This window comes from Asticcacaulis sp., assembly GCF_051954415.1.
Taxonomy (GTDB): domain Bacteria; phylum Pseudomonadota; class Alphaproteobacteria; order Caulobacterales; family Caulobacteraceae; genus Asticcacaulis.
This window is the reverse complement of sequence record NZ_JBQCHT010000006.1, coordinates 96,959-118,891: the sequence shown is the minus strand read 5'-3', so window position 1 is coordinate 118,891 and position 21,933 is coordinate 96,959. Positions and strand designations below refer to the sequence as shown.

Below are 21,933 nucleotides of genomic sequence, written 5' to 3'. Positions count from 1 at the left end.
GCACATGTCATCACTTTGGTTTGAAAAAGCGCTGCTCAAGTCCGGCTGGCAGTCCAATGTGTTGCTGGCCATCGAAAATGGCCGGATTGCCAGCATTGAAACCGATGCGGCGCCTCAGGGAGAGCGCCACGCGATTGGTGTGCCGGGTATGCCCAACCTGCACAGCCATGCCTTCCAGCGCGTCATCGCCGGCCTGACCGAGCGGCGCACTTCCGCGCAAGACAGCTTCTGGTCGTGGCGCGAGCAGATGTACAAATTCCAGGCGCGGATCGGGCCGGAGGAACTGCAAACCATTGCCGCCATGGCCTATATGGAGATGCTGGAGGCTGGCTTTACGCGGGTCGGCGAGTTCCACTACCTGCATCATGATTTTGATGGCCGCGCTTTCGCCGACTCGGCGGAAATGGCCGGGCGGATCGTGGCGGCGGCCGAGGCCATCGGCATCGGCCTGACCCTGTTGCCGGTCTTTTATGCGCATTCCGGTTTTGGCGGATTGCCACCGACGCTCGGACAGGCGCGCTTTATCCATGATCTTGAGGGCTTCCAGCGGCTGCTTGAGGCCAGTCGCGCCCATGCCGCCCGGCTGGATGATGCCGTGGTCGGCATCGCGCCGCATTCCCTGCGCGCCGTCACGCCGGAAGAACTGACGGCCCTGATCCCGATGGCGCAGGGCGCGCCTATCCATATTCATATCGCTGAGCAGGTGAAGGAGGTCGAGGATTGCCTCGCTCATACCGGTCAGAGGCCGGTCGAATGGTTGTTCGATCATGCGCCGGTCGATACGCAATGGTGCCTGGTCCACGCCACCCACATGACGGAGACGGAGACCACGCGGCTGGCCCGATCGGGCGCCATCGCCGGCCTGTGCCCGATCACCGAGGCCAATCTCGGCGATGGCGTTTTCCCGGCGCGTGATTTTCTGAAACAGGGCGGGCGCTTCGGCGTCGGCTCGGATTCCAATGTGCTGATCAGCGTCGCCGAAGAGCTGCGCCTGCTGGAATACGGCCAGCGCCTGATCCACCGCGAACGCAATGTGTTGGATAACCTCTACGTTCGTGCGCTTGATGGCGCTCAGGCGCTAGGCGTGCAATCCGGCCTGGCTGTCGGCCAAGCCGCTGATCTGGTGAGTCTCGATTGCGATCTCGATACCTTCATATTTGCCTCGGCGCGGTCACCGATCGATTGCGTCTGGCGCTTTGGCCGCAAGCAGGTCGAGGGCGGCCGCCATATCAAACGCGACGTCTTGCTTGCCGATTATCGCCGGCTGATGCAAAGGCTGACGGCATGACGCCCCAAAGCAAGACAAAGCACCAGCAAATCCGTGACGATATCGAGCAGCAGATCCGCTCCGGCGCACTGAAGCCCGGCGACCGCATCCCGTTCGAGCATGAACTGATGGCGCAGTACGGCGTCTCGCGCATGACGGTCAACAAGGCCCTGACGCCGCTGGACGAGGCGGGCTTAATCGAACGCCGTAAGCGCGCCGGGACATTCGTGCGCCTGCCGCGGCTGGATTCGACCGTGCTTGATATTCCCGATATCCAGCATGAAATCACGGCGCGCGGGGAAGCCTACCGGTTTGAGCTGCTGTCCTATGCCCTTCATAAGGCCAGCAGCGACGAGGAGCGGGAACTGGCCGGAGACGGCGCGGTCCTGGTACTGACCGGGCTGCACCTTGCCTCCGCCAAGCCGCTGGCCTATGAGCGCCGGCTGATCAATCTCGAAGCGGTGCCACAGGCCGAAGGCGTTGATTTCACCCGCCAGTCACCCGGTCACTGGCTGCTTGGCGTCGTGCCCTGGACGCATGTGGAGAGCCAGATCAGCGCTCAAGCTGCGGAGGGGCAGACCGCCGCTCATCTGCGGCTGGACGAAGGCGCGGCCTGCCTGGTGGTCGAGCGCAAGACCTGGCGGGGAACGGAACGCATCACCACGGTCAGACAGGTGTTCGATGGCGGCGCCTACCGCCTGGTCGCCCGTTTCGATCAGGGGTGATATGCCATAAGTTTGATCCATTCGGATGGCAGGTCATATTGCATTAACCGGCATATTGAATAGTCTCGGCCAAGCCGAAGTGGAGTCTGGTGATGCGATCTTGGATTTTGGGTGCCATGTGTCTGGTCCTTGCGGGCCTGACCTCACCGGCACAGGCCACGCTGGGCGGTAAGGCGGCCAGCATCGATACCGATCGCGCGCGACTGAATGCCCGCATCGCCTTGCGGCTCGATCGTGCGACCTACAGCGTGCATGAAATGACCCTGGACAGCGGCACGACGGCGCGCGAATTCATCCGACCGGACGGCACGGTTTTCGCGGTAAGCTGGCAGGGACCGCAGCGCCCGAACCTCAGACAGCTTTTCGGCGACAGTTATTTCAGCCGCTTCCAGGCGGATAACAAACCCAATCCGCGCATCCGAATGCGCCGGGCCCTGGCCTCGACACATGGCGATTTCGTGGTGCGCACCGGCGGCCACAGCGGCGCCTTCTGGGGCTTTGCCTATCTGCCGCAGACCGCGCCCGGCGATTTCCCGGTCCAGACCCTGCAGGGAGGCGCCCAATGAAGCCGCATATCTTCCTGGTCGGTTTTCTGCTCCTGCTCGCCGCCTGCGGTGGCGGAGGGGGCGGCGGTGGTTCGTCAAGCGGCGGCGGGTTCAGCAGTTCGAGCAGTTCGTCGTCCTCGTCGTCTTCGTCTTCCAGCACCGCGGCACTGGCCAATTTCACCACCATCTCGGTTGATCCAGGCCCGACCGGCGTGGCCGGCAATGTCAATATCGGCTTCGTGACGGTGAAGATCTGCGCGCCCGGCACAGCCACCTGCCAAACCATCGATCATATCATCATGGACACCGGCTCGGTCGGCCTGCGCATCGAAAACGAAGCCTTGAGCACGGCCATGCGAGCCGCCCTGCCGCACACCATGACCGGTGGCAAGGGCGTCGGCGAATGCTACCAGTATGTCGATGGCTACGTCTTCGGTTCGGTGCGGACGGCGGATTTCACCATTGGCGGGGAAGCGGTGAGCAACATGCCGATGCTGGTCATCGGTGATACCGGCGATTACGCCAATGTGCCGACGGACTGTTCCTCAGGCGGCGGCACGAGTCATGACACCATTGCCGATTTCGGCGCCAATGGCATTATCGGCATCGGCATGGGGGTCAGCGACTGCGGCAGCTATTGCGCCGGCACGCCGAACAACGGCTATTATTACACTTGTGCCTCGGCCACCTGCACGGGCACGATACTGGCCACCTCGTCTCAGGTGCCCAATCCGGTGGCGCGGATGGCCGTCAATAATAACGGCACGGTGATCGACCTGCCGGCCGCGGCGCATCCTGGGGTGGTCGGCCTGACCGGCACGCTTTATTTCGGCATCGGCACCCAGACCAATAACCAGCTTGGCGGCCAGACCATACTGACCGCTAACAATTACGGCCTGATCACTGCGACCTACAAGGGCGTCAGCCTGACCCAGAGCTTTATCGACAGTGGCACCAATTTCTATGGTTTCAGCGACAGCGCCATTACCGGCTGCACCGGCGACCTGGCGGGCTTCTATTGTCCGACCTCGTCGCTTGATCTGAGCGCCAGTTTGACGGGCAGTAACGGCGCCAGCAAGGTGGTCAATTTCACCATCGACAATACCGATCAACTGGTCCAGGGGCCGAACTATGTGCTGCCGGGCCTGGGCGGCGATCCGAACGGGTTCGACAATCTCCAGCCCTACAGCAACAGTTTCGATTTCGGCCTGCCGTTCTTTTACGGGCGCAAGGTCTATACGGCCATCGCCGGGCGCAATGCCGGCGGTACAGTCGGGCCTTATGTCGCGTTTTAAGGGGTATCTGTGAGCGCCTTTTCCGATGTCTATTACGACAGCCATGACCTGCGTGTGAAACTCTATGCCAGGGATTATGGTGGTCAGGGTATGCCGGTTATCTGTATGCACGGGCTGTCACGCAATTCGGCCGATTTCGAAGTCATCGCGCCGCGCCTTGCCGAACGCTATCGCGTTATCGCGGTTGATCAGCGCGGGCGCGGCAAGTCGGGCTGGGACGAAGAACCGGCCAACTATACGCCGGCGCTCTATGTGCAGGATATGTTCAAGCTGATGGGGGATCTTGGCATCGGCCGCGCCGCCCTGGTCGGCACCTCCATGGGCGGCATTATGGCGATGATCATGGGCATGATCGCCCCGCAGGCGGTCATCGGCATGGTGATCAACGATGTTGGGCCGGAGATCAATGTGGCCGGGCTTGAGCGTATCAAGTCTTATGTCGGTAAGTCGCCGCCGATCCGCTCCTGGGCCGATGCCGCGGCGCGGGCGAAACAGACCAATGATGTCGCTTTTCCTGACTATAGCGATGACGACTGGCTGGCTTTTGCGCGCCGTACCTATCATGAACGGGATGGCGTTCCGGTGTCTTCTTACGATCCGGGCATTTCCGGCGCCTTTGATCCGGATGGCCCTGTTGTGGCACCGCCGGATATGTGGGGCATCTGGGAGGCGCTGAAGGAGATACCGGTGCTGGGTGTGCGCGGTGGTCTGTCTGATCTGTTATCGGAAGCAACCTTTGGCCGGATGCTGGAAACCCATCCGGGGATGCGTGCCGTGACGGTGGCCAATCGTGGTCATGCGCCCATGCTGGATGAGCCGAAAGCGGTGTCGGCGATCGATGCGTTTCTGGCGGATTTGGCTGAGTTGGAAAAGTAAGAAACCCCACCACCACGCCTCAAGAGAGGCGCGGTCCCCCTCCCCGACAAGCGGGGAGGTATAAATTATTTCTCCTCCCCTGTAGCGAAGCGTACGGGGGAGGTGTCAGCGCAGGCTCGTAGAGCCGATGTCGCTGACGGAGGGGGCCTGTCAACGCTGGAATGCCCCCTCCGTCGCGGACTACGCCGCGACACCTCCCCCCGCTGCGCAGGGGAGGAGAAAGTGACTTAATAGTCTTTTGAATAACGCACGCTCGCGCCTGTGCCGGCATTGCCGGTGGTGGAAAGAATGCTCAGGCTCCGTGACAGGGCGATCTCAAGCTGGGTAGCGGTGAAGCCCTTGGCGTCGGTGACGATCTCGACATAGACATTGTTGGTCAGGTACTTGCCCGCCGCCACTGAGGTGCCGCGGCCGGTGGTGGTATCGGCGCCGATCACGCGCAGGCGGTCGATGCCGGTGGCCGAACGCAGGGCGCCCAGCGGATTGAGATAGTCGGTGCCGCCGTTCAGCCCATTGACCGCCGAGGCCAGTTGCAGGGCTTCGGTGGGGGAGATATTGGCGACGCTTTCACCGAACAGCATCCGTGACAGGATTTCATCCTGAGGCAGGGCCGGGGTGGAGGAGAAGGCGATGGACGGCCGCTGGGCCGAGCCGGTGACCTTGATGATGCCGGTGACATCCTGGACATCGGCGCTGGCGGTCAGGTTGATTTCCGGATCGGTGACCGGGCCGCCATCGAAGGTGATGGTGCCGGTATCGATATCGAAGGAGCGGCCGGCGAAGGTATAGTTGCCGCGCACCACCTTCATGTCGCCGACAATGCGCGGGTCTTTGGTGGTGCCGGTGACGCGCAGCCGGGCCGACCATTCCGATTCCAGACCCATGCCGGAGACGAAGATCTGATTATCGGCGCGGGCGCGGATATCGAGCCGCCAGAAGGCCGGCAGGGCGATGGCCGATTGGGTGATCGCATCCTCGCCCTTGCGGCGCACGCCATCGAGCACGGCCACCTCGGCGGCGGCCTGCTTGACGATGACATATCTGAGCAGGGGCAGGCGCAGATCGCCCTTGATTAGCCCGCCATCGGCCTCGCTGTTGGTGATATCGATCGTGCCGGAAACGGTGGAGTTGATGGCATCGCTGCGTGCCAGGCGGGCATTGTTCATCTCGACATGGATCAGCATGGGGAATTTCTGCGCGGCGGCCAGGCTGACCCAGCCGTTGCCGGTCACCGTGCCTTCGCCGGCGCGACCGGTGAAGCTCGTCAGTTCCAGGCGGTCGCTGGTGAAGCGGCCATCGAGCGCGATATTGGTGATGCGCGTGCCGATGCTTTCATTGTCATAGGTCAGGCTGGTGGCCTTGACCACACCGTTGAGGCGCGGCGCGTTGAGCTGGCCGGAGATATCGGCCGCCAGGGCCACGGCGCCGGAAAGCTGCTGGCGCGGCAGGCCGGCCAGCGAGAACGGCATACCTGCCGGCCCGTTATAACGCACACCACCGCTCACCCCGCCACTGTTGATATCGGCGATCCAGTCGCCACCATTTGCCGGTGTCAGGGCCAGTTGCGCGCGACCGACCACCGATCCCCCTTGCCGGATGATGGCATGGACATAGTTATTGGCCGGGCTGCGGTCGGGATTAAGCTGGGCGTCGAGTGCGATATCGACCGGCGTGGAGACCACGGCGGCGCTGGCGCGCGAGAAGTGGCTGATCTTGAGGTTGGCGCGAGCGGTCGGGAAACCGTTGCCGGCCTGGGAGAAATCGATGGCGCCTTCGGCCGTGCCGGTGAGGCCCAAATCCTTTTGCACCATATTGGCCAGGCTGAGATCGAGGTTGTTGAGGCGGGCCTGGGCCTTGATATTTTCACCGAAACGACCGGACAGATCGATATCACCTTGCGCCATAACAATCTTGACCGGCTGCAACACCCAGTCGGCGCCGCTTTTGCGAATGACCGCCGGATGGTTGAGCCTGAAGGGTATATCATTGGCCGAGCCCTGTGCCGCCAATGTATAGGTATCCGGCGCGATCGTGCCATTAACGGCGAGATTGAACGGCACATCTTTTTTGCCGGTGGCGACGGCCTGAATGGTGCCATGCTCGCCGGTCATAGCGATTTTAGCGCGGCCGGTGGCCAGCACGAAATCCTGGTAGCGCATGTCGGCCATCTGGACATCGGCGTTCAACTGCATCTGGTCATGCAGCACGATATTGGCGGTGAGGATCGTGCGGCCGACATAGATTTTCACGTCGCCGGGTACGGTGACGGCATTGCCGGTGGCATTAACCGCCACGGCCTGATCGCCATTTTGCGCTGACAGCAGGGCCGTGCCTTTGAGGCCGGAACCGCTGATGGCCAGAGTGCCGGTAAAAGGACCGGCCTCTGATTGGGTCAGCGAGCCTGCGGCGTCGACACCCGCGAAGGTCGCCTTGTGGACATCAATGCGCAGGGGCTTACCGTCGGTGATGATCAGGGCGTCGGCGTTGAACGGACCGTAAGCGCTGCCGCCATCGGCCAGCAGGGCAAAACCCTGCGGCGTGCTGGAGAGTTTGGCGGTGACGTCCACCATCCTTACGCCCAGGTCGGGATTGGCGGCGTGGATGATGGCATTGGGGTGATCAAGCGTACCCGATGCCACGGCATCCAGCGGGCCATATTGGGTTGAACTGGCCTTGGCGTTCAGCGAAATGGCGCCATCTGGGGTCAGCGAACCGCTGGCGCTGATCAGGGTGAAATCGGGCGCCTTGCCGCTGAGATTGCGTAAGCTCACCACGCCCTGTTCGCTGTAGGCATAGGCGCCGCTCAGTTTGGCATTGCCGCCGAGGAAGCTCTTCAGGCCGTCTTCCAGTTTGGTGCTCTGGGCATTGGCGGTGCCGGCGACGCTGACACGGCCCTTGTTCAGTTTAACATCGGCGATGGTCGAGACATTGACGGTGCCAACGCCTTCAACCGCATAGTTATTGAGGCTGGCCTTGGCCTTCGCCAGGAACAAATTGTCTTTCAGGTTGCCGGTCAGGGTGCCCGTCGCCTTGACGCGATCGGAGGAGACGCGGATCGTGTTGCTGGTCAGCTTGCCATCATTGAGGCGTACCTCGCCATCGAGCTTCAGGTGCGTCAGCAGCGGATCGACCTGGGTGGCGATGCCGGTCAGGGAGGTCAGTTGCGCATTGATGGGCACGATCATGCCGTCATCGGTGATCCGGCTTTTGCCTTTTGCGGTAAAGCCGTCGAGCCTTATGCCCACCAGACCGAAGCGTTTGGCGGCCAGATCATAATCGATGCGCGGCTTATCGAAATCGCCATCGACGATCAGATCGGCGTGCAGGTCCGAGGCGGTGAAATCCTTGCCGAGCACATCGGGCTTGAGCAGGCGGGCATGAACCTCCAGCTTGCGGAAATGGTTGTGGCCGAGATCGACCGTGCCCTTGGCGTCGATGCGCACGGCATCGGTATAGAGGGCCAGTACGTTGTCAAAAACCCGGTCCTTCATCTTCGCGGTCAGGTCGATCATCACCGCCGGTTTGAAGAGCACCGCCGTATCACCGGCCAGGATCAGGTCCGGATGGGTGGCGCCGGTGACATGGAAGGTGCCGCTTTGCGACGTCACATTGAGGTTCAGCAGGTTGTCCGGCCCAAAATCGGCCACAGCACGGCCATTCCACTGTTTCCAAGTGCCCTTGCCGCCGACCTTGGCGGTGAAGGCTTTCTCAAAGCCCAACAACTTGGCCGCCACGCCATCAGCCGGGGCATCGAGATCGGCGCGGATATCGAGCTGGTTCTTATCCGGCGCGGCGTCGATCAATACCTTGGCGTGGTCGCCTTTTTCGCTGATCGCGGCGGCGTCGATCTTGAGGCGTTTGTGACGCAGGTGCGCCTGGCCATTCAGCGCTAGGGTATGCGCTTCACCCAATACCGGCGCATTGAGCACCAGGGCATCGACCTTCAGGCGGTTGACATCGATATTGAGGTCCGGCAGCAGCGGGCCGTTGTCTTTCGGTGTTTCGCCGGGATTAAGCACCGGCTGGCGCAGAACCTCGATCTTCGGCGTCGAGAAATCACGGATATCGACATGCTTGCCGAGATAGCCGAACGGCCGCCAGTCGAGGTGAATGACCGGGCTTTGAATGAAGACGCCTTTCAGGTCTTTCACCTTGACATCGTGCAGGGTCATTTCGCCATAGAGCGAGCCGTCGATCTCGCCGATCTCGATCTGTAGCCCGGAATTGAGCTTGATGCCGGTAGCGAATTCGACCAGCAGGCGGCGGCCCGGCGGGGTATTGAGCGCGGCAAGCGCCGCCACCAGCAATACAGCCAGTCCGACAAAGAAAAGCGCGATATTACGCGATACCTTCCACCAGTTTATTCGCTTCAGGTCAAAACCCGTGCGGGCCTTGACGGTCTCGACCACCTCTTCGGCGGCGACTTCCACGCGGTCGTTCAGATGGAGATCGTCATTATGGGGTGTGGGTTGCGGCAGGGCCTCGGACGTTTCCTGGGGCTCTACTGGCGGCTTTGGCTGTCTCGGTTTGCGCGCCATGTCAGAACGCCTGACCTATGCCGACATAGAGCGCGATCTGCGGCTCGCCGTTGGCTTTGTCACGGTTGATGGGCGTGGCGACATCGATGCGGATCGGGCCAAAATTGGTATAGAGCCGCGCGCCTATGCCAAAGCCGACGCGCAGGTCCGAGAAGGACGGCGTGGTCGAGGCATAGGACTGGCCGATATCGATAAAGGGCACGATGCCGATATCGCCCATGCGGTAGCGATATTCCACCGAGGCCTCGAAAAGGCTCAGGCCGCCGGTCGCCGCACCTGTGGCGTCGTGCGGGCCGAGTTGCTGATAGGCATAGCCGCGCACGGAACCGCCACCCCCGGCATAGAGGCGGCGTGACGGCGGTATCTTGTCCAGTTCGCCGCCATAGATGACGCCCAGGCGGCTGCGTGCGGCGATAACGGCCTTGGCGCCCATTGGATAGTAATAGCTGGCGTCAAATACGGTGCGGACACTGGAGCCACCGCCGGAGAGCGAAATCAGCGGCGTCACCTCGGCGCTCAGGCGATAGCCGGTGGCCGGATTGAGCAGGCTGTCAGAGCGGTCGTAGCTGATCTTTGTCGGCAGGGCGGCGATATAGTAGTTGTCGGCGGCATCGCTGAAATTGACCACCCCGTCGGTGGCTTCGCGTGAGGCGGCCAGGTCAAAGCCGTATGACCACGTCCAGACCTTCTGCCACAGCGGCGTCGAGACGCGCGCCACTGAGCCGGCCACATTGAAGGTGTAGGCTTCGTAGCTGTCGTAAATATTGTGCGTCAGGGCCGAGGAGAGCTGGAAGGTGCGGTCACGCTTTTTGGCGTTGGAGCGACGGAAGGTGGTGGTCAGGCCCTGTTCCTGGGTGCCGGCCGCGGCGGTGAAGATCAGGGCGCCTTCGGGCGGGAACTTGTTGCGATTCTGCCAGGAGGCGGTTGCGGTGACGCCTTCGCCGGTATTGTAGCCGAATTCGCCGGCGATGGTCCGATAGGGGCCGCGCTGTTGGTGGACGAGGAGGTCGACATATTCCGAACCGTCATCGGCGAAGGTGCCGGTGGCCACGGGCTCGACCGCCACGGAACGGAACAGGCCGGTCGAGACCAGGGCCTCGCGCAGGTCATCGACCTTGCGGTTGTCGTAGAGGTCGCCCTTGCTGAACCGGGTGAGGACGGCGACATGATCGGCGCCAAAGGCTTCCTTGCCATCGGATTTGAAGCCGCCGAAGCGCGAGCGGTGGCCGGTGTCGACTTTCAGCGTATAGTCGCCGGTCAGTTTGGAGCCATCGAGCAGGATATCGCGGTCGCCAATCTTGACGAACGGATAGCCCGACTGCTGCATCACCACGCTGACATTGGCCTCGGCGGCCAGCACATGTGTGGCGATGATTTGCTCGCCGGGCTGAAGCGGCAGGGCATTGCGGATCAGGTCGGGCGGCAGGGTCGGCTGGGAATCGGCCATGACCAGCCCGAAATGATAGGCCGGGCCGGGCGTGACGACGATATGGGCCTGGACCGCATCGCCGGCCTCGCTCGGCTGGGCAAGGCTTGTGGTGACAGTGCCGTCGTAATAGCCCTGGGATTTGAGCAGGCGCAGGATCAGGGCCTCGTCTTCGGTGGCGCGGGCACGCACCTGGGCGACATTGGCCGCCTTGCCCTTGCCATTCATCAGGGCGGAGAGCGGCTTGAACTCGTCATTCAGGTGGATGTCGTGCAGGCCGTCCACCACGGTGACATAGCGGATTTCCGGCAGGGCTTCTTCGGCGGCGGCCATCTGATTGGGCTGGACATCATAGCCTTCCAGTGCCGGCAGGGGGGCATCCAGTTCGGGATCGTCCGTGGCGGTCACTTCGGGCAGGGCGTCAGGCGTCGTTTCCACTGGCGTGGGTTCTGGTGTGGGTTCCGCTGATGGGGCGACCGTTGCCTCAATCGGGGGCAGGGCGGCGTTGAAATCTTCATCCGTGATGATCGGCGCATCCTGCGGTGTGTCGGGCAGGGGCGGCGCTTCTTCCTGAGCCGGCTTAATCGCCGGCACTTCGACCGCCGTCGCTTCCTGGGCCGTTTCCTGGGCCTGAACAGCCGTCGCTAAAAGCCCCAGACCCAGCATGACTGGGGTGGCGGTCAACGCAAAACGGGTCTTGGGGGTAGGAATAATCGGGCCCTCGGAATATGCGGCAAGGGAATGCCGCGCGCGATCTTTACGTCTGGTGCGTTAAATTTGCACAAAAAATCGATGTGGAAAGTGAGTGACGATTCGCATTTTGCCCCGGCTGTGCGAATTACACCGCAAGGGCCGGAGTTTTCCGGTCGGCGCCTTCATCTAAACAGGAATTCACACGCCTTTTGGGAAGGAAAATGCTATGCTCGACATCATGCCTGACACCGCTGCCGTCATCGAACTCGATCCGCGCTGGGAAAGCCTCAGGCGCCGCGAGGCCGGTGCTTTTTTCTACAGTGTCAAGTCCACCGGCGTCTATTGCCGGCCGGAGTGTGCCTCGCGTTTGCCCAGGCCGGAAAATGTCGGCTTTTACCCTACCTGCGATGATGCTGAGGCGGCTGGTTTTCGCCCCTGCAAGCGTTGCCAACCGCGTGGTGACAGTGCGAGGGCACGGCAGGCGGAGATGATAGCCGATATCTGCCGCTTCATCGAAGGGGCGGAAGATGCGCCTTCGCTGGATGACATGGCGGCGCGGGCGGGGCTGAGCCCGCACCATTTTCACCGTCGCTTCAAGGCGGTCACCGGCCTGACGCCGAAAGCCTATGCCGATGCGCACAGGGCAAAAAAGGTGCGCGAAGGCTTGACCGCCGGAGAGGCGGTGACGGCCGCGCTTTATGAGGCGGGTTATGGCTCCTCAAGCCGGTTTTACGAACGCTCAGATGCGATCCTCGGCATGACGCCGAAAGCCTTCCAGACAGGCGGGGTGGGCGATATCCGCTTTGCTGTCGGACAGTGTTCGCTGGGCGCCATTCTGGTGGCGCAGTCGGACAAGGGCATCTGCGCGATTACGCTCGGCGATGATGCCGGGGCGCTGGCGCGCGATCTTCAGGATCGCTTTCCGAAGGCCAATCTGATCGGCGCGGACGCCGCTTTCGAGCAGACCGTGGCGCAGGTGATCGCGCTGGTCGATCAGGGGCAAATGTTGGACCTGCCGCTGGATATTCGCGGCACCGCCTTCCAGCAGCGGGTCTGGCAGGCCCTGCGCGCCATCCCCGCCGGCGAAACCCGTTCCTATGCCGAGGTGGCGGAGATGATCGGATCTCCGGCGGCCGTCAGGGCCGTGGCCGGCGCCTGCGCCGCCAATGCCCTGGCCATTGCCATTCCCTGCCACCGCGTGGTGCGGACCGATGGCGCGCTGTCCGGCTATCGCTGGGGCGTGGACCGCAAGCGCGCGCTTTTGCTGAAGGAGGGCCAAAATGTTTGAAGCCGATCTTTTCTCGGATCAGATATTCGACGAATGGCAGACCATCGGGTGTGACCTCGATGACCGTGGTTTCGCGGTCCTGCCGGGGATGATCGCGCCGCAAGCTTGCCAGGCGCTGGCGGGGCTTTACGATCAGCCGGTCTTTCGCAGCCAGGTCCACATGGCCCGCCACGGTTTCGGGCGCGGTGAGTACAAGTATTTCGCCTATCCGCTTCCGGACACCGTGGCGGACCTGCGTGCGCGGCTTTATCCGCAACTCGTGCAGATCGCCAACCGCTGGCAGGAACGCATGGGGTTGGAGGGGCGATTTCCTGCCGCGCATGAAGATTTCCTGGCGCGCTGTCATACCGCTGGGCAAACACGCCCGACGCCGCTCCTGCTGCAATATGGCGCGGATGATTACAACTGCCTGCATCAGGATATCTATGGCGAGCATGTCTTCCCGTTACAGGTGGCCATCCTGTTGTCGCGGCCGGAGGAGGATTTCACCGGCGGTGAATTTGTCCTGACCGAGCAGCGCCCGCGGATGCAATCTGTGCCGTCGGTGGTGCCGTTACAACAGGGCGATGCGGTGATCTTCGCCGTGTCGCAACGGCCGGTTTCCGGGACGCGCGGCAATTACCGCGTCACCATGCGGCATGGCGTGTCGCGGGTCCGTTCCGGGCGGCGGCATACGCTCGGCATCATCTTCCATGACGCAGCCTGATCTGTTCGGAGAGTCATTTACGCGCGAAGGCGTGGCGATCCTGCGCGGTTTTGCCCTGGCCGATGATATGGCCCTGGTAGCTGCGATTGAGGCTGTAGCGGCGGTTGCGCCGTTTCGCCATATGACCGTGCCCGGCGGCGGCCGCATGTCGGTGGCCATGACCAATGCCGGCATCGGCTGGGTAGCCGATACCAGGGGCTATCGTTATGATCGTCTGGACCCTATGACGGGCCAGCCTTGGCCGGATATGCCGCCGATATTCATCGATCTGGCCCGGCGAGCGGCGAGACAGGCCGGCTTCGATTTCACGCCGGATGGCTGCCTGATCAACCGCTATGCGCCCGGCGCGAAAATGGGATTGCACCAGGATATCAACGAGGGTGACTATTCGGCGCCGATTGTTTCGGTGTCGCTGGGCCTGCCGGCAACTTTCCAGTTCGGTGGATTGAAACGCAGCGATCCGGTGGAGCGGATTACGCTGCATCATGGCGATGTCGTGGTGTGGGGCGGTCCAGCCCGCAAGAACTTCCACGGGGTGCTGACCCTGCGGGCCGGCCATCACCCCATTGGCGGGCATCGTTACAATCTGACGTTTCGGAAGGCGCTGTAAAAATCTCCTCCCCATCGCAAGCGATAGGGAGGAGATTCTATGGCGTCTTCTTTTTCGCAGCCGCTTTTTTGACAGCCGGCTTTTTCGCTGCTGCGGCCTTGGTCGCTGGTTTCTTGGCCGCGGCTTTTTTCGCGGGCGCTTTTTTGGCCCTGGCGGTGGGGCCGCCCTTGGCGTTGATCAGCTCAATCGCCTGTTCCAAAGTCACGGTCTCCGGCGTCACATCCTTGGGCAGGGTGGCATTGACCTTGCCGCATTTGATGTAGGGGCCATAGCGACCGGCCATGACCGAGATCTTGTCGCCGCCCTCTCCGAAGGTGCCCAGTTCTTTAAGCGGTGCTGCCGCCGCGCCGCGGCCCTTGCCACCGCCGCCGGCACGCTTTTCGGCGATCAGGTCAACGGCGCGATTGAGGCCGACCTCGAAGATTTCATCGAAGCTGGACAGGTTGGCATAGGTGCCGCCGGTTTCCACGAAGGGACCGAAGCGGCCGAGGCCCGCCTTGATCGGTGTCTTGTCTTCCGGGTGGATGCCGACAGTGCGCGGCAGGGATAACAGTTTCAGCGCCCGTTCGAGATCGATCGACGCCGCCGGCCAGGCTTTCGGCAGGCTGGAGCGCGGCGGCTTGTCCTCTTTCGATTCCGCTTCGCCCAGTTGCACATAGGGACCGAAACGGCCGATCTTGAGTGCCACCGTCTTACCGGTCTCGGGGTCAACGCCCAATTCGCGGTCACCGGAAGCGCCGTTTTCCGCACCTTCGGCATCGGGCGAACCGACTGGACGGGTGAATTTGCATTCCGGATAGTTGGAACAGCCGATAAAGGCGCCGAAGCGCGAGGTTTTCAGGCTGAGCTGGCCATTGCCGCAGACCGGGCAGGCGCGCGGGTTTGTTCCGTCGCCCTTGTCGGGGAAGATGAGCGGTCCGAGGCTCTCATTGAGCGCGTCCAGAACCTGCGTGGTGCGCAGTTCGGTCATGCCTTCGGCGGCAGCGTGGAAATCCTTCCAGAAATCGGCCAGCAGCTTTTTGTAGTTCAGTTCGCCGGCGGAAACGAGATCGAGCTTTTCTTCCAGATCGGCCGTGAAATCGTACTGCACATAGCGATGGAAGAACTGGTCGAGGAAGGCAGTCACCAGGCGGCCCTTGTCTTCCGGGATGAAGCGGTTCTTGTCCATGCGGACATAGGCGCGGTCGCGCAGCACGGTCAGGATGGAGGCATAGGTCGACGGGCGGCCGATGCCGAGTTCTTCCAGCTTCTTGACCAGGGTGGCTTCCGAATAGCGCGGGGGCGGCTCGGTGAAGTGCTGGTCGGCCTTCGATGTATGCACATCGGCGATCGTGCCGGCCTGGACCATCGGCAGACGGCCGCCGTCCTCGTCACCATCATCATCCTTGCCTTCTTCATAGACGGCCATGAAGCCATCGAAGGTCACGACCTGACCGGTGGCGCGCAGGGATGTCTGCTTGTCGGCGGTGAAGAGGTTGATCGTGGTGTTCTCGACGCGCGCCTGTTCCATCTGCGAGGCCAGGGTGCGCTTCCAGATCAGCTCGTAGAGACGCGCCTGGTCGCCTTCGAGACGCAGGGTTTCCGGGCGACGGAAGGCAGAGGTGGGGCGGATGGCTTCATGGGCTTCCTGGGCGTTCTTGGCCTTGGCCTTATAGAGGCGCGGGCTTTCCGGCACATAAGGCGCGCCGTAACGCTCGCCGATCACCTTGCGCATCTCGTTGATGGCGCCGGGTTCGACATAGACGCCGTCGGTCCGCATATAGGTGATCAGACCGACGGTCTCACCGCCGATATCGACGCCCTCATAGAGCTTTTGCGCCGTCTGCATGGTGCGCGAGGCCGAGAAACCAAGCTTGCGCGCGGCTTCCTGTTGCAGGGTCGAGGTGGTGAAGGGCGGCGGTGGCGACTTCTTGCCCGGCTTTTGGTCGACCTCGGTAACGGTGAACTGCGAGCGCTTCACCAGGTCGCGGGCGGCAAAGGCCGCCGTTTCATTCGGCAGGTCGAACTTGCCGAGGCGCTTGCCATTATAGGTGAACAGCTTGGCATCGAAGGGCGGCGAATTGGCCGAGACTTCTGCATCGACCGTCCAGTATTCCTCGGTCTTGAACTTTTCGATCTCGATTTCGCGGTCAACGACGATCTTCAGCGCCACGGACTGCACGCGGCCGGCCGAACGGGCGCCGGGCAGTTTGCGCCACAGAACCGGCGACAGGGTGAAGCCGACGAGGTAATCGAGCGCGCGGCGGGCGAGATAGGCATCGACCAGTTCCATGTCGATATCACGCGGCGCCGCCATGGCGGTCTGGACGGCGGATTGGGTGATGGCATTGAAGGTAACGCGCTGGACCTGCTTGTCCTTCATCAGCCCCTTTTTCTTGTTGAGCACTTCCAGCACGTGCCACGAGATCGCTTCCCCTTCCCGATCCGGGTCGGTGGCCAGGATGACGCGATCGGATGTTTTTATGGCATCCGCGATGTCGTTGAGTCGTTTCGAGGACTTCGGATCGACCTCCCAGGTCATGGCGAAGTCATCGTCCGGCTTGACCGATCCATCCTTGGAAGGCAGGTCGCGGATGTGGCCGAAGCTGGCCAGAACGGTGAAACCCTTGCCAAGATACTTGTTGATGGTCTTGGCCTTGGCCGGGCTTTCTACGATAACAACGGTCATAAAATCTCTTGTCAGGCGAAAATCGTGTCCGCGAACGGGCTTGCGGACAAAGGAATGGGGACGACAAACGCAGCCCTTAGATCATGCGCCGCACGGATTAATCAAGTGTCGCGGCCGGCCGGATGCTCAAGGAACAGGCGGCATACATGCTGAGCGAATTGTTTTCTGTCAACGCTAATAAAATATTTCAGAACGCAATCTAAAATTGATAGTTTTTTAAATGCAATCAGTGATACATGTTAACCATGTAATCGCGGGGAGTATTTACATGTCCACGACCTTAGATAATAGCCTGGTCCATCAACAAAGCGATGTGCTGGAATATATCAATGAAATCGCCCAGGAACTGGCGCAGATGGCCGAACGTGCCGGTTGCGTCGCGCTGGGGCATGATCTCCGACGGGCGCTGCTGACGGCCCACGAGACCGGAACCGACTCGCCAAATGAGGGAAATGCCTCGAACGGGCGGGAGGATGAGCGCGGTCAGGAGCGGCTGTAAAAGCCGCCTTCGCTGACCGAGAAGCGCCCGGCCATCTCCAGTTCGCTGAGCGCGGCCAGGCCGATCCAGGTCTGCGCGCCGCATAGCCGCAGCAGGTCGTCGCGGTGGACCGGCGTTTCGCTGACCAGATCGAGCAGGCTGCGGCTGACACGGGCGATATCATCCTCATTTTGCGGCTGGAAGGTGATTTCCGGCAAGGCGGAGGCGGGAGCACTGGCTTCGGGGGCATTGAAGCCCATCTGGGCTTCCAGGACGCGGATGATGTCCTCGGCGCCTTCGCACAGGTTGGCGCCCTGTCTCAGCAGGTCGTTGGTGCCGCGACAGCGCGGATCAAGCGGTGAACCAGGGACGGCAAAGACCTCGCGGTTCTGTTCGGCGGCGAGACGGGCGGTGATCAGGGAGCCGGAGCGCAGTTCGGCTTCGACCACGATGGTGCCGAGCGACAGGCCGGAAATGATGCGGTTGCGGCGGGGGAAATCCGAAGCCGTGGCGCGGTGGCCGACCGGGCTTTCAGATATGAGCAGGCCGTGGGCGCGGATCTGCTCGTACAGGCCGCGATTGTCCGGCGGATAGATATCGTCCACGCCGCCGCCCAGGACGGCGATCGTGCCGGTTTTCACTGACATCTCGTGGGCGCGGGTATCGACGCCGCGCGCCAGTCCGGAAACCACATGAAAACCGGCATCACCAAGGTCATGGGCAAGAGCTTGCGCGATCTTCTGGCCAGCGGCGGAGGCATTGCGCGCCCCGACAATGCCGATGGCCTTCTTGCGCGGTTTGAGCGGCCCCAATGTCCATAAAACCGGCGGGGCGGCATCGATCTGTTTCAGAAGGGCGGGATAATCCGCATCGCCCAGCACGATCAGCCGGGCGCCGGCGGCTTCGGCGCGGGCCAGTTCTTCGTCGAGTTTGGCAACAGGGTAGGGCGTCAGCGATCCGCCGGTGCGCCTGACCACATGCGGCAGCTCTTCCAGTGCCCTGATGGCTGTGCCGAAACGCTGCATCAACTGGGCGAAATTGACCGGCCCGATGCGCTGGGTGCGCGCCAGACGCAGGCGGGCGATGCGCTCGGGTTCATCGGCGGCCGCCGCGATACGGTCAAATCCCATGGTTGTGCTCCCCCAATAATCGCGCGACGCTAACAGGCTTTTCAGGGTGGCTCAAGGCGGGGACTATTTTTTCAGCGCCGCTTCGATTGCCTGTTCGGCGACAGGCGCCATGATGGCATAGGCTTCGTCATTCGGGTGGATGCCGTCCGAGGTATATTCGGCTTTCAATAGCCCCTTGTCATCGCGCAGGATCGGACCGTAATCGATCAGGCCATAGCCGTGGGTCTGGCAAAAGCCCGACAGCCAGACATTGAGCCAGGCCACGCGCTCCGGCTTGCGGTCTTGCAACATGGTCACCGCATTGGGCGTATAGTTGTTGACCGGCATCAGCAGCGTGAAGATCGGTTTGATGCCGTTGGCCTCGGCGATCTCGGCCATGGCGGTGTAGTTGGCGGCGATCTGGGCCTCCGTCTCGACCTGAAGCGCACCCTGGATATCGTTGATTCCGGCCAAGATCACCACGGCCTTCGGTTTCAGCGCCACGACATCGGCATGGAAACGCACCAGCATCTGCGGACTGACCTGTCCGCCGATTCCGCGATTAACATACGGTTTGCCGGGGAAGAACTTCGCCAGGTTCCAGCGGTCGGTGATGGAATCGCCCAGAAAAACAACACGTTGTTCGCTAGCGGCGGGCGGGGATAAGGCGGCATTTTGCGCGGCATAGATATATTGTTCGCCGAAGTCCTCGCCCATTTTAGCGACGATGCCGGCGCGGTAGGGCCCAAGCCACGGCCCCCAGTCCTTTTCCACCGCCGGCTGGCGCGGCGGAGATCTTTGGTAGTCTTCGGCCAAAGCCGGAGAAGCGCACACCAGTGCGGCGAGGCACAACAAAAGTCTCATTTCTTATAGATGTCCGGATCGTAGCGTTCCATCAGGGTATCCGGCCGCATAGGCGCATGAAAGCCGAACTTTTCATAGAGGCCATGCTTGTCGCTGGTGGCCAGGGTAAAGCGCCGCAACCCTTGCAGGTCCGGATGGGCAAATACCTGTTCGAGCAGGCGGGTGGCATAGCCATTGCCGCGATATTCCGGCACGACAAACACATCGACGAGATTGGCGAAGGTGGCGCGGTCCGTGATCACCCGTGCGAAGGCGATCTGCTCGCCCGCCAGATGGCCGGCAAAGCAAAGGGCATTCCGCATCGCCCTGTCAAACAGGTCGCGCGGAATGCCCTCAGCCCAATTGGATTCTGCGTTGAGGAAACGATAGACGGCGTCGAAATCGATCTTTGCCGTGTCCATCGTCACCTCGAAACGCAGGCCCATTACTTGCCTCTGACGTCCAGGGTTTGCGCATCGAGATGCACGGTGACGGTCTGGACGATATCGGCCGCCGAGGTTGCCAGCATCACCTTGTAATCGCCCGCGGCGATATTCCAGGTCTTGCTGGCGGAGTCATAGGTGGCCAGCAGGCGCGGATCGACCGTGACCGAAACCGACTGGCTCTGGCCGGGGGCGACCTCGACCTTCTGGAAGGCGCCGAGGCGCTTCGGCGCTTCCCAGCCACTGCCGGACACGTAGATCTGCGCCACTTCCTTGCCGCTGACGGCGCCGGTGTTCTTCACCGAGAAGCTGGCCTTGAGGCCCTTGCCTTCAGGCGCGGCGGTCAGGTCGGACAGGGCGAAGGTGGTGTAGGAGAGGCCGTGGCCGAACGGGAAGAGCGGCTTATAACCCTTCTTGTCAAACCACTTGTAGCCGATAGCTGCGCCTTCGATGTTGTAATTGCTCATCGGGTGCGAGTCGGAATCAAGCTTGGGATCGCCTTCCAGCACCGGACGCGGCAACTGGTCGAGCGAGGCCGGGAAGGTGGCTGGCAGGTGGCCGGACGGATTGACCTCGCCGGTCAGGACGCGGGCGATGGCCTCGCCGCCGTTTGAGCCGGGATACCAGGCTTCGATGACGGCGCCGACCTTGCTGAGCCACGGCATAACGACCGGGCCGCCGGTTTCCAGCACCACCACGGTTTTCTTATTGGCTTTGGCGACGGCTGAAATCAGGGCGTCCTGGCCATTCGGCAGGTTCAGATCGGGCACGTCAAAGCCTTCGCCGGTCCACTGTTCGCCGAAGACAACAACGACATCGGCCTTTTTCGCGGCGGCGGCAGCGGCTTTTACGTCCTTGCCGTCGAGATAGGTGACGGTGGCGGAGGTGCGCGCCTGGATGCCCTTCATCGGTGAGGACGGATACCAGGTTTTCGGACCGGGGAAGCCCTTGCCGTATTCATCCGCCACCGGCGAGCCGCCCTTCGGATAGACCTGAGAGGAGCCGCCGCCCGACAACACGCCGACATCGGCATGGGCGCCGACGATCAGGATCGACTTGGCCGTCTTGCTGAGCGGCAGCAGGCCAGGCGTATTCTTAAGCAGCACCATGCCTTCCTCGGAATCGGTCTGACTGATCTTGCCGTTCTTCTCATAGTCGATGGTCGCGGCCTGGTCGCCCTTGACCGGCGTATCGAACAGGCCGACCTCGAACATGGCCCACAGGATGCGTTTGGCCATGTCATTGGCGCGATCCTGCGACACATAGCCGTTGTTGACGGCTTCACGCAGGGCGCCGTGGAAATAGGGCGAGCGGTCGAAGGCCCAGCCGGATTGCTGGTCAAGGCCGGCATTGGCCGCCTGGGTGGTGGAGTGCGTGGCGCCCCAGTCCGACATGACATAGCCCTTGAAGCCCCAGTCGGTCTTCAGAACCTGGTTGAGCAACCAGTCGTTTTCGCAGGCATAGTGACCGTTGACGCGGTTATAGGAACACATGACCGAGCCGGGATTGCCGGTCTCATAGGCGATCTGGAAGCCGAGCAGGTCCGATTCGCGCGCCGCCTTGTCCTCGATCTGGTGATCCATCTGGTTGCGGTTGGTCTCCTGGCCGTTGAAGGCATAGTGCTTCAGGGTCGAGATGACGTGGTTCGACTGGATACCCTTGATCTCGTGACCGGTGATGATGCCGGCCAGCAGCGGATCTTCGCCGCCATATTCAAAATTACGGCCGTTGCGCGGCTCACGCATCAGGTTCATGCCGCCGGCGAGTTGAACATTGAAGCCGGACAGGAAGGCTTCATTACCGATCATGGCGCCGCCGGCTTCGGCGACTTCCGGGTTCCAGGTGGCGGCGGTATTGATGCCGGAAGGCAGGGCGGTACGGCCGCGCGGCAGGTCAGCGGTGCGGGCGGCTTCAGGCACGGTCTGGGTGGCGACACCGACGCCGGCGTCGGTTTCCCACTGGTTGGGGATGCCGAGGCGCGGAATGCCGGGCACGAAGCCGGCGGAGTAGGGCAGACCCTCGGCCGGGAAGACGAAGTTCTTGATCGGGGTAATCGACCATTTGGCATCGGTCGAGAAGTAACCGAAGGTCAGTTGCAGCTTTTCCGCCAGGGTCATTTCCTTGAGGATCAGGTCGGCGCGGGCTTCCGCGCTCAGGCTGGTGTCCATCCAGGGGCGATCGGCCGGCACATCGGTGCGGACGGTCGGGGCGGGCGGCGGGGCGTTGGTGGTTTGCGCCTGAGCGGCGGGGACGAGGGCGAAGGCGCCAATAAGGGCTGTGGTCGCCAGAAGTCGCGGGCCGAAGGCGGCCGGGCGGAATGAGGTCATGAGGTATCTCCCAAGATGTTAAACGCAGGGCACCTTTGGCGGCACCGCATATTTATTGCGACTGGAACAGTCGGACTGGCTTGGGATGTTTATAGA

At 62.1% G+C, this 21,933-nt stretch carries 16 protein-coding genes; 9 read left to right on the top strand and 7 right to left on the bottom strand.

The genetic code is table 11. The features are described from left to right. Positions 1-4 precede the first annotated feature (4 nt). From ACTHND_RS01840 to ACTHND_RS01820, 5 genes are all read left to right on the top strand, one after another. Positions 5-1,288: a formimidoylglutamate deiminase gene (locus ACTHND_RS01840; protein ID WP_440175572.1), complete on the top strand. Its 1,284-nt coding sequence runs from the start codon at positions 5-7 to the stop codon at positions 1,286-1,288. Continuing rightward, positions 1,285-1,992, top strand: a complete 708-nt coding sequence (gene hutC, locus ACTHND_RS01835; RefSeq protein WP_440175571.1) for a histidine utilization repressor — start codon at positions 1,285-1,287, stop codon at positions 1,990-1,992. The genes ACTHND_RS01840 and hutC overlap by 4 nt, the downstream gene beginning before the upstream one ends. A 116-nt stretch (positions 1,993-2,108) precedes the next feature. Continuing rightward, positions 2,109-2,558: a DUF2844 domain-containing protein gene (locus ACTHND_RS01830; protein ID WP_440175570.1), complete on the top strand. Its 450-nt coding sequence runs from the start codon at positions 2,109-2,111 to the stop codon at positions 2,556-2,558. Next, complete coding sequence (locus ACTHND_RS01825; RefSeq protein ID WP_440175568.1) at positions 2,555-3,832, top strand: DUF3443 domain-containing protein; 1,278 nt, start codon at positions 2,555-2,557, stop codon at positions 3,830-3,832. Before ACTHND_RS01830 ends, ACTHND_RS01825 begins: the two co-directional genes overlap by 4 nt. Before the next feature lie 9 nt (positions 3,833-3,841). Next, positions 3,842-4,708, top strand: a complete 867-nt coding sequence (locus ACTHND_RS01820) for an alpha/beta fold hydrolase (protein ID WP_440175567.1) — start codon at positions 3,842-3,844, stop codon at positions 4,706-4,708. Positions 4,709-4,935: 227 nt separating this feature from the next. Here ACTHND_RS01820 and ACTHND_RS01815 read toward each other — a convergent pair whose 3' ends face one another. Both ACTHND_RS01815 and ACTHND_RS01810 read right to left on the bottom strand, forming a co-directional pair. Beyond that, positions 4,936-9,246, bottom strand: coding sequence for a translocation/assembly module TamB domain-containing protein (locus ACTHND_RS01815; protein WP_440175566.1), 4,311 nt, complete (start codon positions 9,244-9,246; stop codon positions 4,936-4,938). 1 nt (position 9,247) lies between these two features. Further along, positions 9,248-11,356: a BamA/TamA family outer membrane protein gene (locus ACTHND_RS01810; RefSeq protein ID WP_440175564.1), complete on the bottom strand. Its 2,109-nt coding sequence runs from the start codon at positions 11,354-11,356 to the stop codon at positions 9,248-9,250. Positions 11,357-11,591: 235 nt separating this feature from the next. Here ACTHND_RS01810 and ada point away from each other — a divergent pair, with 235 nt between their 5' ends. Genes ada through alkB form a run of 3 tightly spaced genes read left to right on the top strand, consistent with a single transcriptional unit; the run spans position 11,592 to position 13,969 of the window. Beyond that, positions 11,592-12,653 (top strand): bifunctional DNA-binding transcriptional regulator/O6-methylguanine-DNA methyltransferase Ada, encoded by a 1,062-nt coding sequence (gene ada / locus ACTHND_RS01805; protein ID WP_440175563.1) that lies wholly within the window; start codon positions 11,592-11,594, stop codon positions 12,651-12,653. Beyond that, positions 12,646-13,359, top strand: a complete 714-nt coding sequence (locus tag ACTHND_RS01800) for a 2OG-Fe(II) oxygenase (protein WP_440175561.1) — start codon at positions 12,646-12,648, stop codon at positions 13,357-13,359. The genes ada and ACTHND_RS01800 overlap by 8 nt, the downstream gene beginning before the upstream one ends. Further along, complete coding sequence (gene alkB, locus ACTHND_RS01795; RefSeq protein ID WP_440175560.1) at positions 13,346-13,969, top strand: DNA oxidative demethylase AlkB; 624 nt, start codon at positions 13,346-13,348, stop codon at positions 13,967-13,969. The genes ACTHND_RS01800 and alkB overlap by 14 nt, the downstream gene beginning before the upstream one ends. A 37-nt stretch (positions 13,970-14,006) precedes the next feature. Here the strand turns inward: alkB and topA are convergent, their stop codons facing one another. After that, a complete protein-coding gene (gene topA / locus ACTHND_RS01790; RefSeq protein WP_440175559.1) occupies positions 14,007-16,637 on the bottom strand; it encodes a type I DNA topoisomerase in 2,631 nt (876 codons plus the stop codon). Positions 16,638-16,905: 268 nt separating this feature from the next. On the opposite strand from topA, the gene ACTHND_RS01785 reads away from it, so the two are divergent. After that, complete coding sequence (locus tag ACTHND_RS01785) at positions 16,906-17,136, top strand: hypothetical protein (protein WP_440175558.1); 231 nt, start codon at positions 16,906-16,908, stop codon at positions 17,134-17,136. Here ACTHND_RS01785 and dprA read toward each other — a convergent pair. The 4 genes from dprA to ACTHND_RS01765 all read right to left on the bottom strand — a co-directional run bounded on the left by dprA (position 17,121) and on the right by ACTHND_RS01765 (position 21,837). Beyond that, positions 17,121-18,245, bottom strand: coding sequence for a DNA-processing protein DprA (gene dprA, locus ACTHND_RS01780; protein ID WP_440175557.1), 1,125 nt, complete (start codon positions 18,243-18,245; stop codon positions 17,121-17,123). The two genes, ACTHND_RS01785 and dprA, sit on opposite strands and share 16 nt — an antisense overlap. A 63-nt stretch (positions 18,246-18,308) precedes the next feature. Then, positions 18,309-19,088 (bottom strand): GDSL-type esterase/lipase family protein, encoded by a 780-nt coding sequence (locus ACTHND_RS01775; protein WP_440175556.1) that lies wholly within the window; start codon positions 19,086-19,088, stop codon positions 18,309-18,311. Continuing rightward, positions 19,085-19,513 carry a GNAT family N-acetyltransferase gene (locus ACTHND_RS01770; protein ID WP_440175554.1) on the bottom strand — a complete coding sequence of 143 codons (429 nt, stop codon included), beginning with the start codon at positions 19,511-19,513 and terminating at the stop codon, positions 19,085-19,087. The genes ACTHND_RS01775 and ACTHND_RS01770 overlap by 4 nt, the downstream gene beginning before the upstream one ends. Continuing rightward, a complete protein-coding gene (locus tag ACTHND_RS01765; RefSeq protein WP_440175553.1) occupies positions 19,513-21,837 on the bottom strand; it encodes a glycoside hydrolase family 3 C-terminal domain-containing protein in 2,325 nt (774 codons plus the stop codon). Before ACTHND_RS01765 ends, ACTHND_RS01770 begins: the two co-directional genes overlap by 1 nt. Between the last annotated feature and the right edge of the window lie 96 nt (positions 21,838-21,933).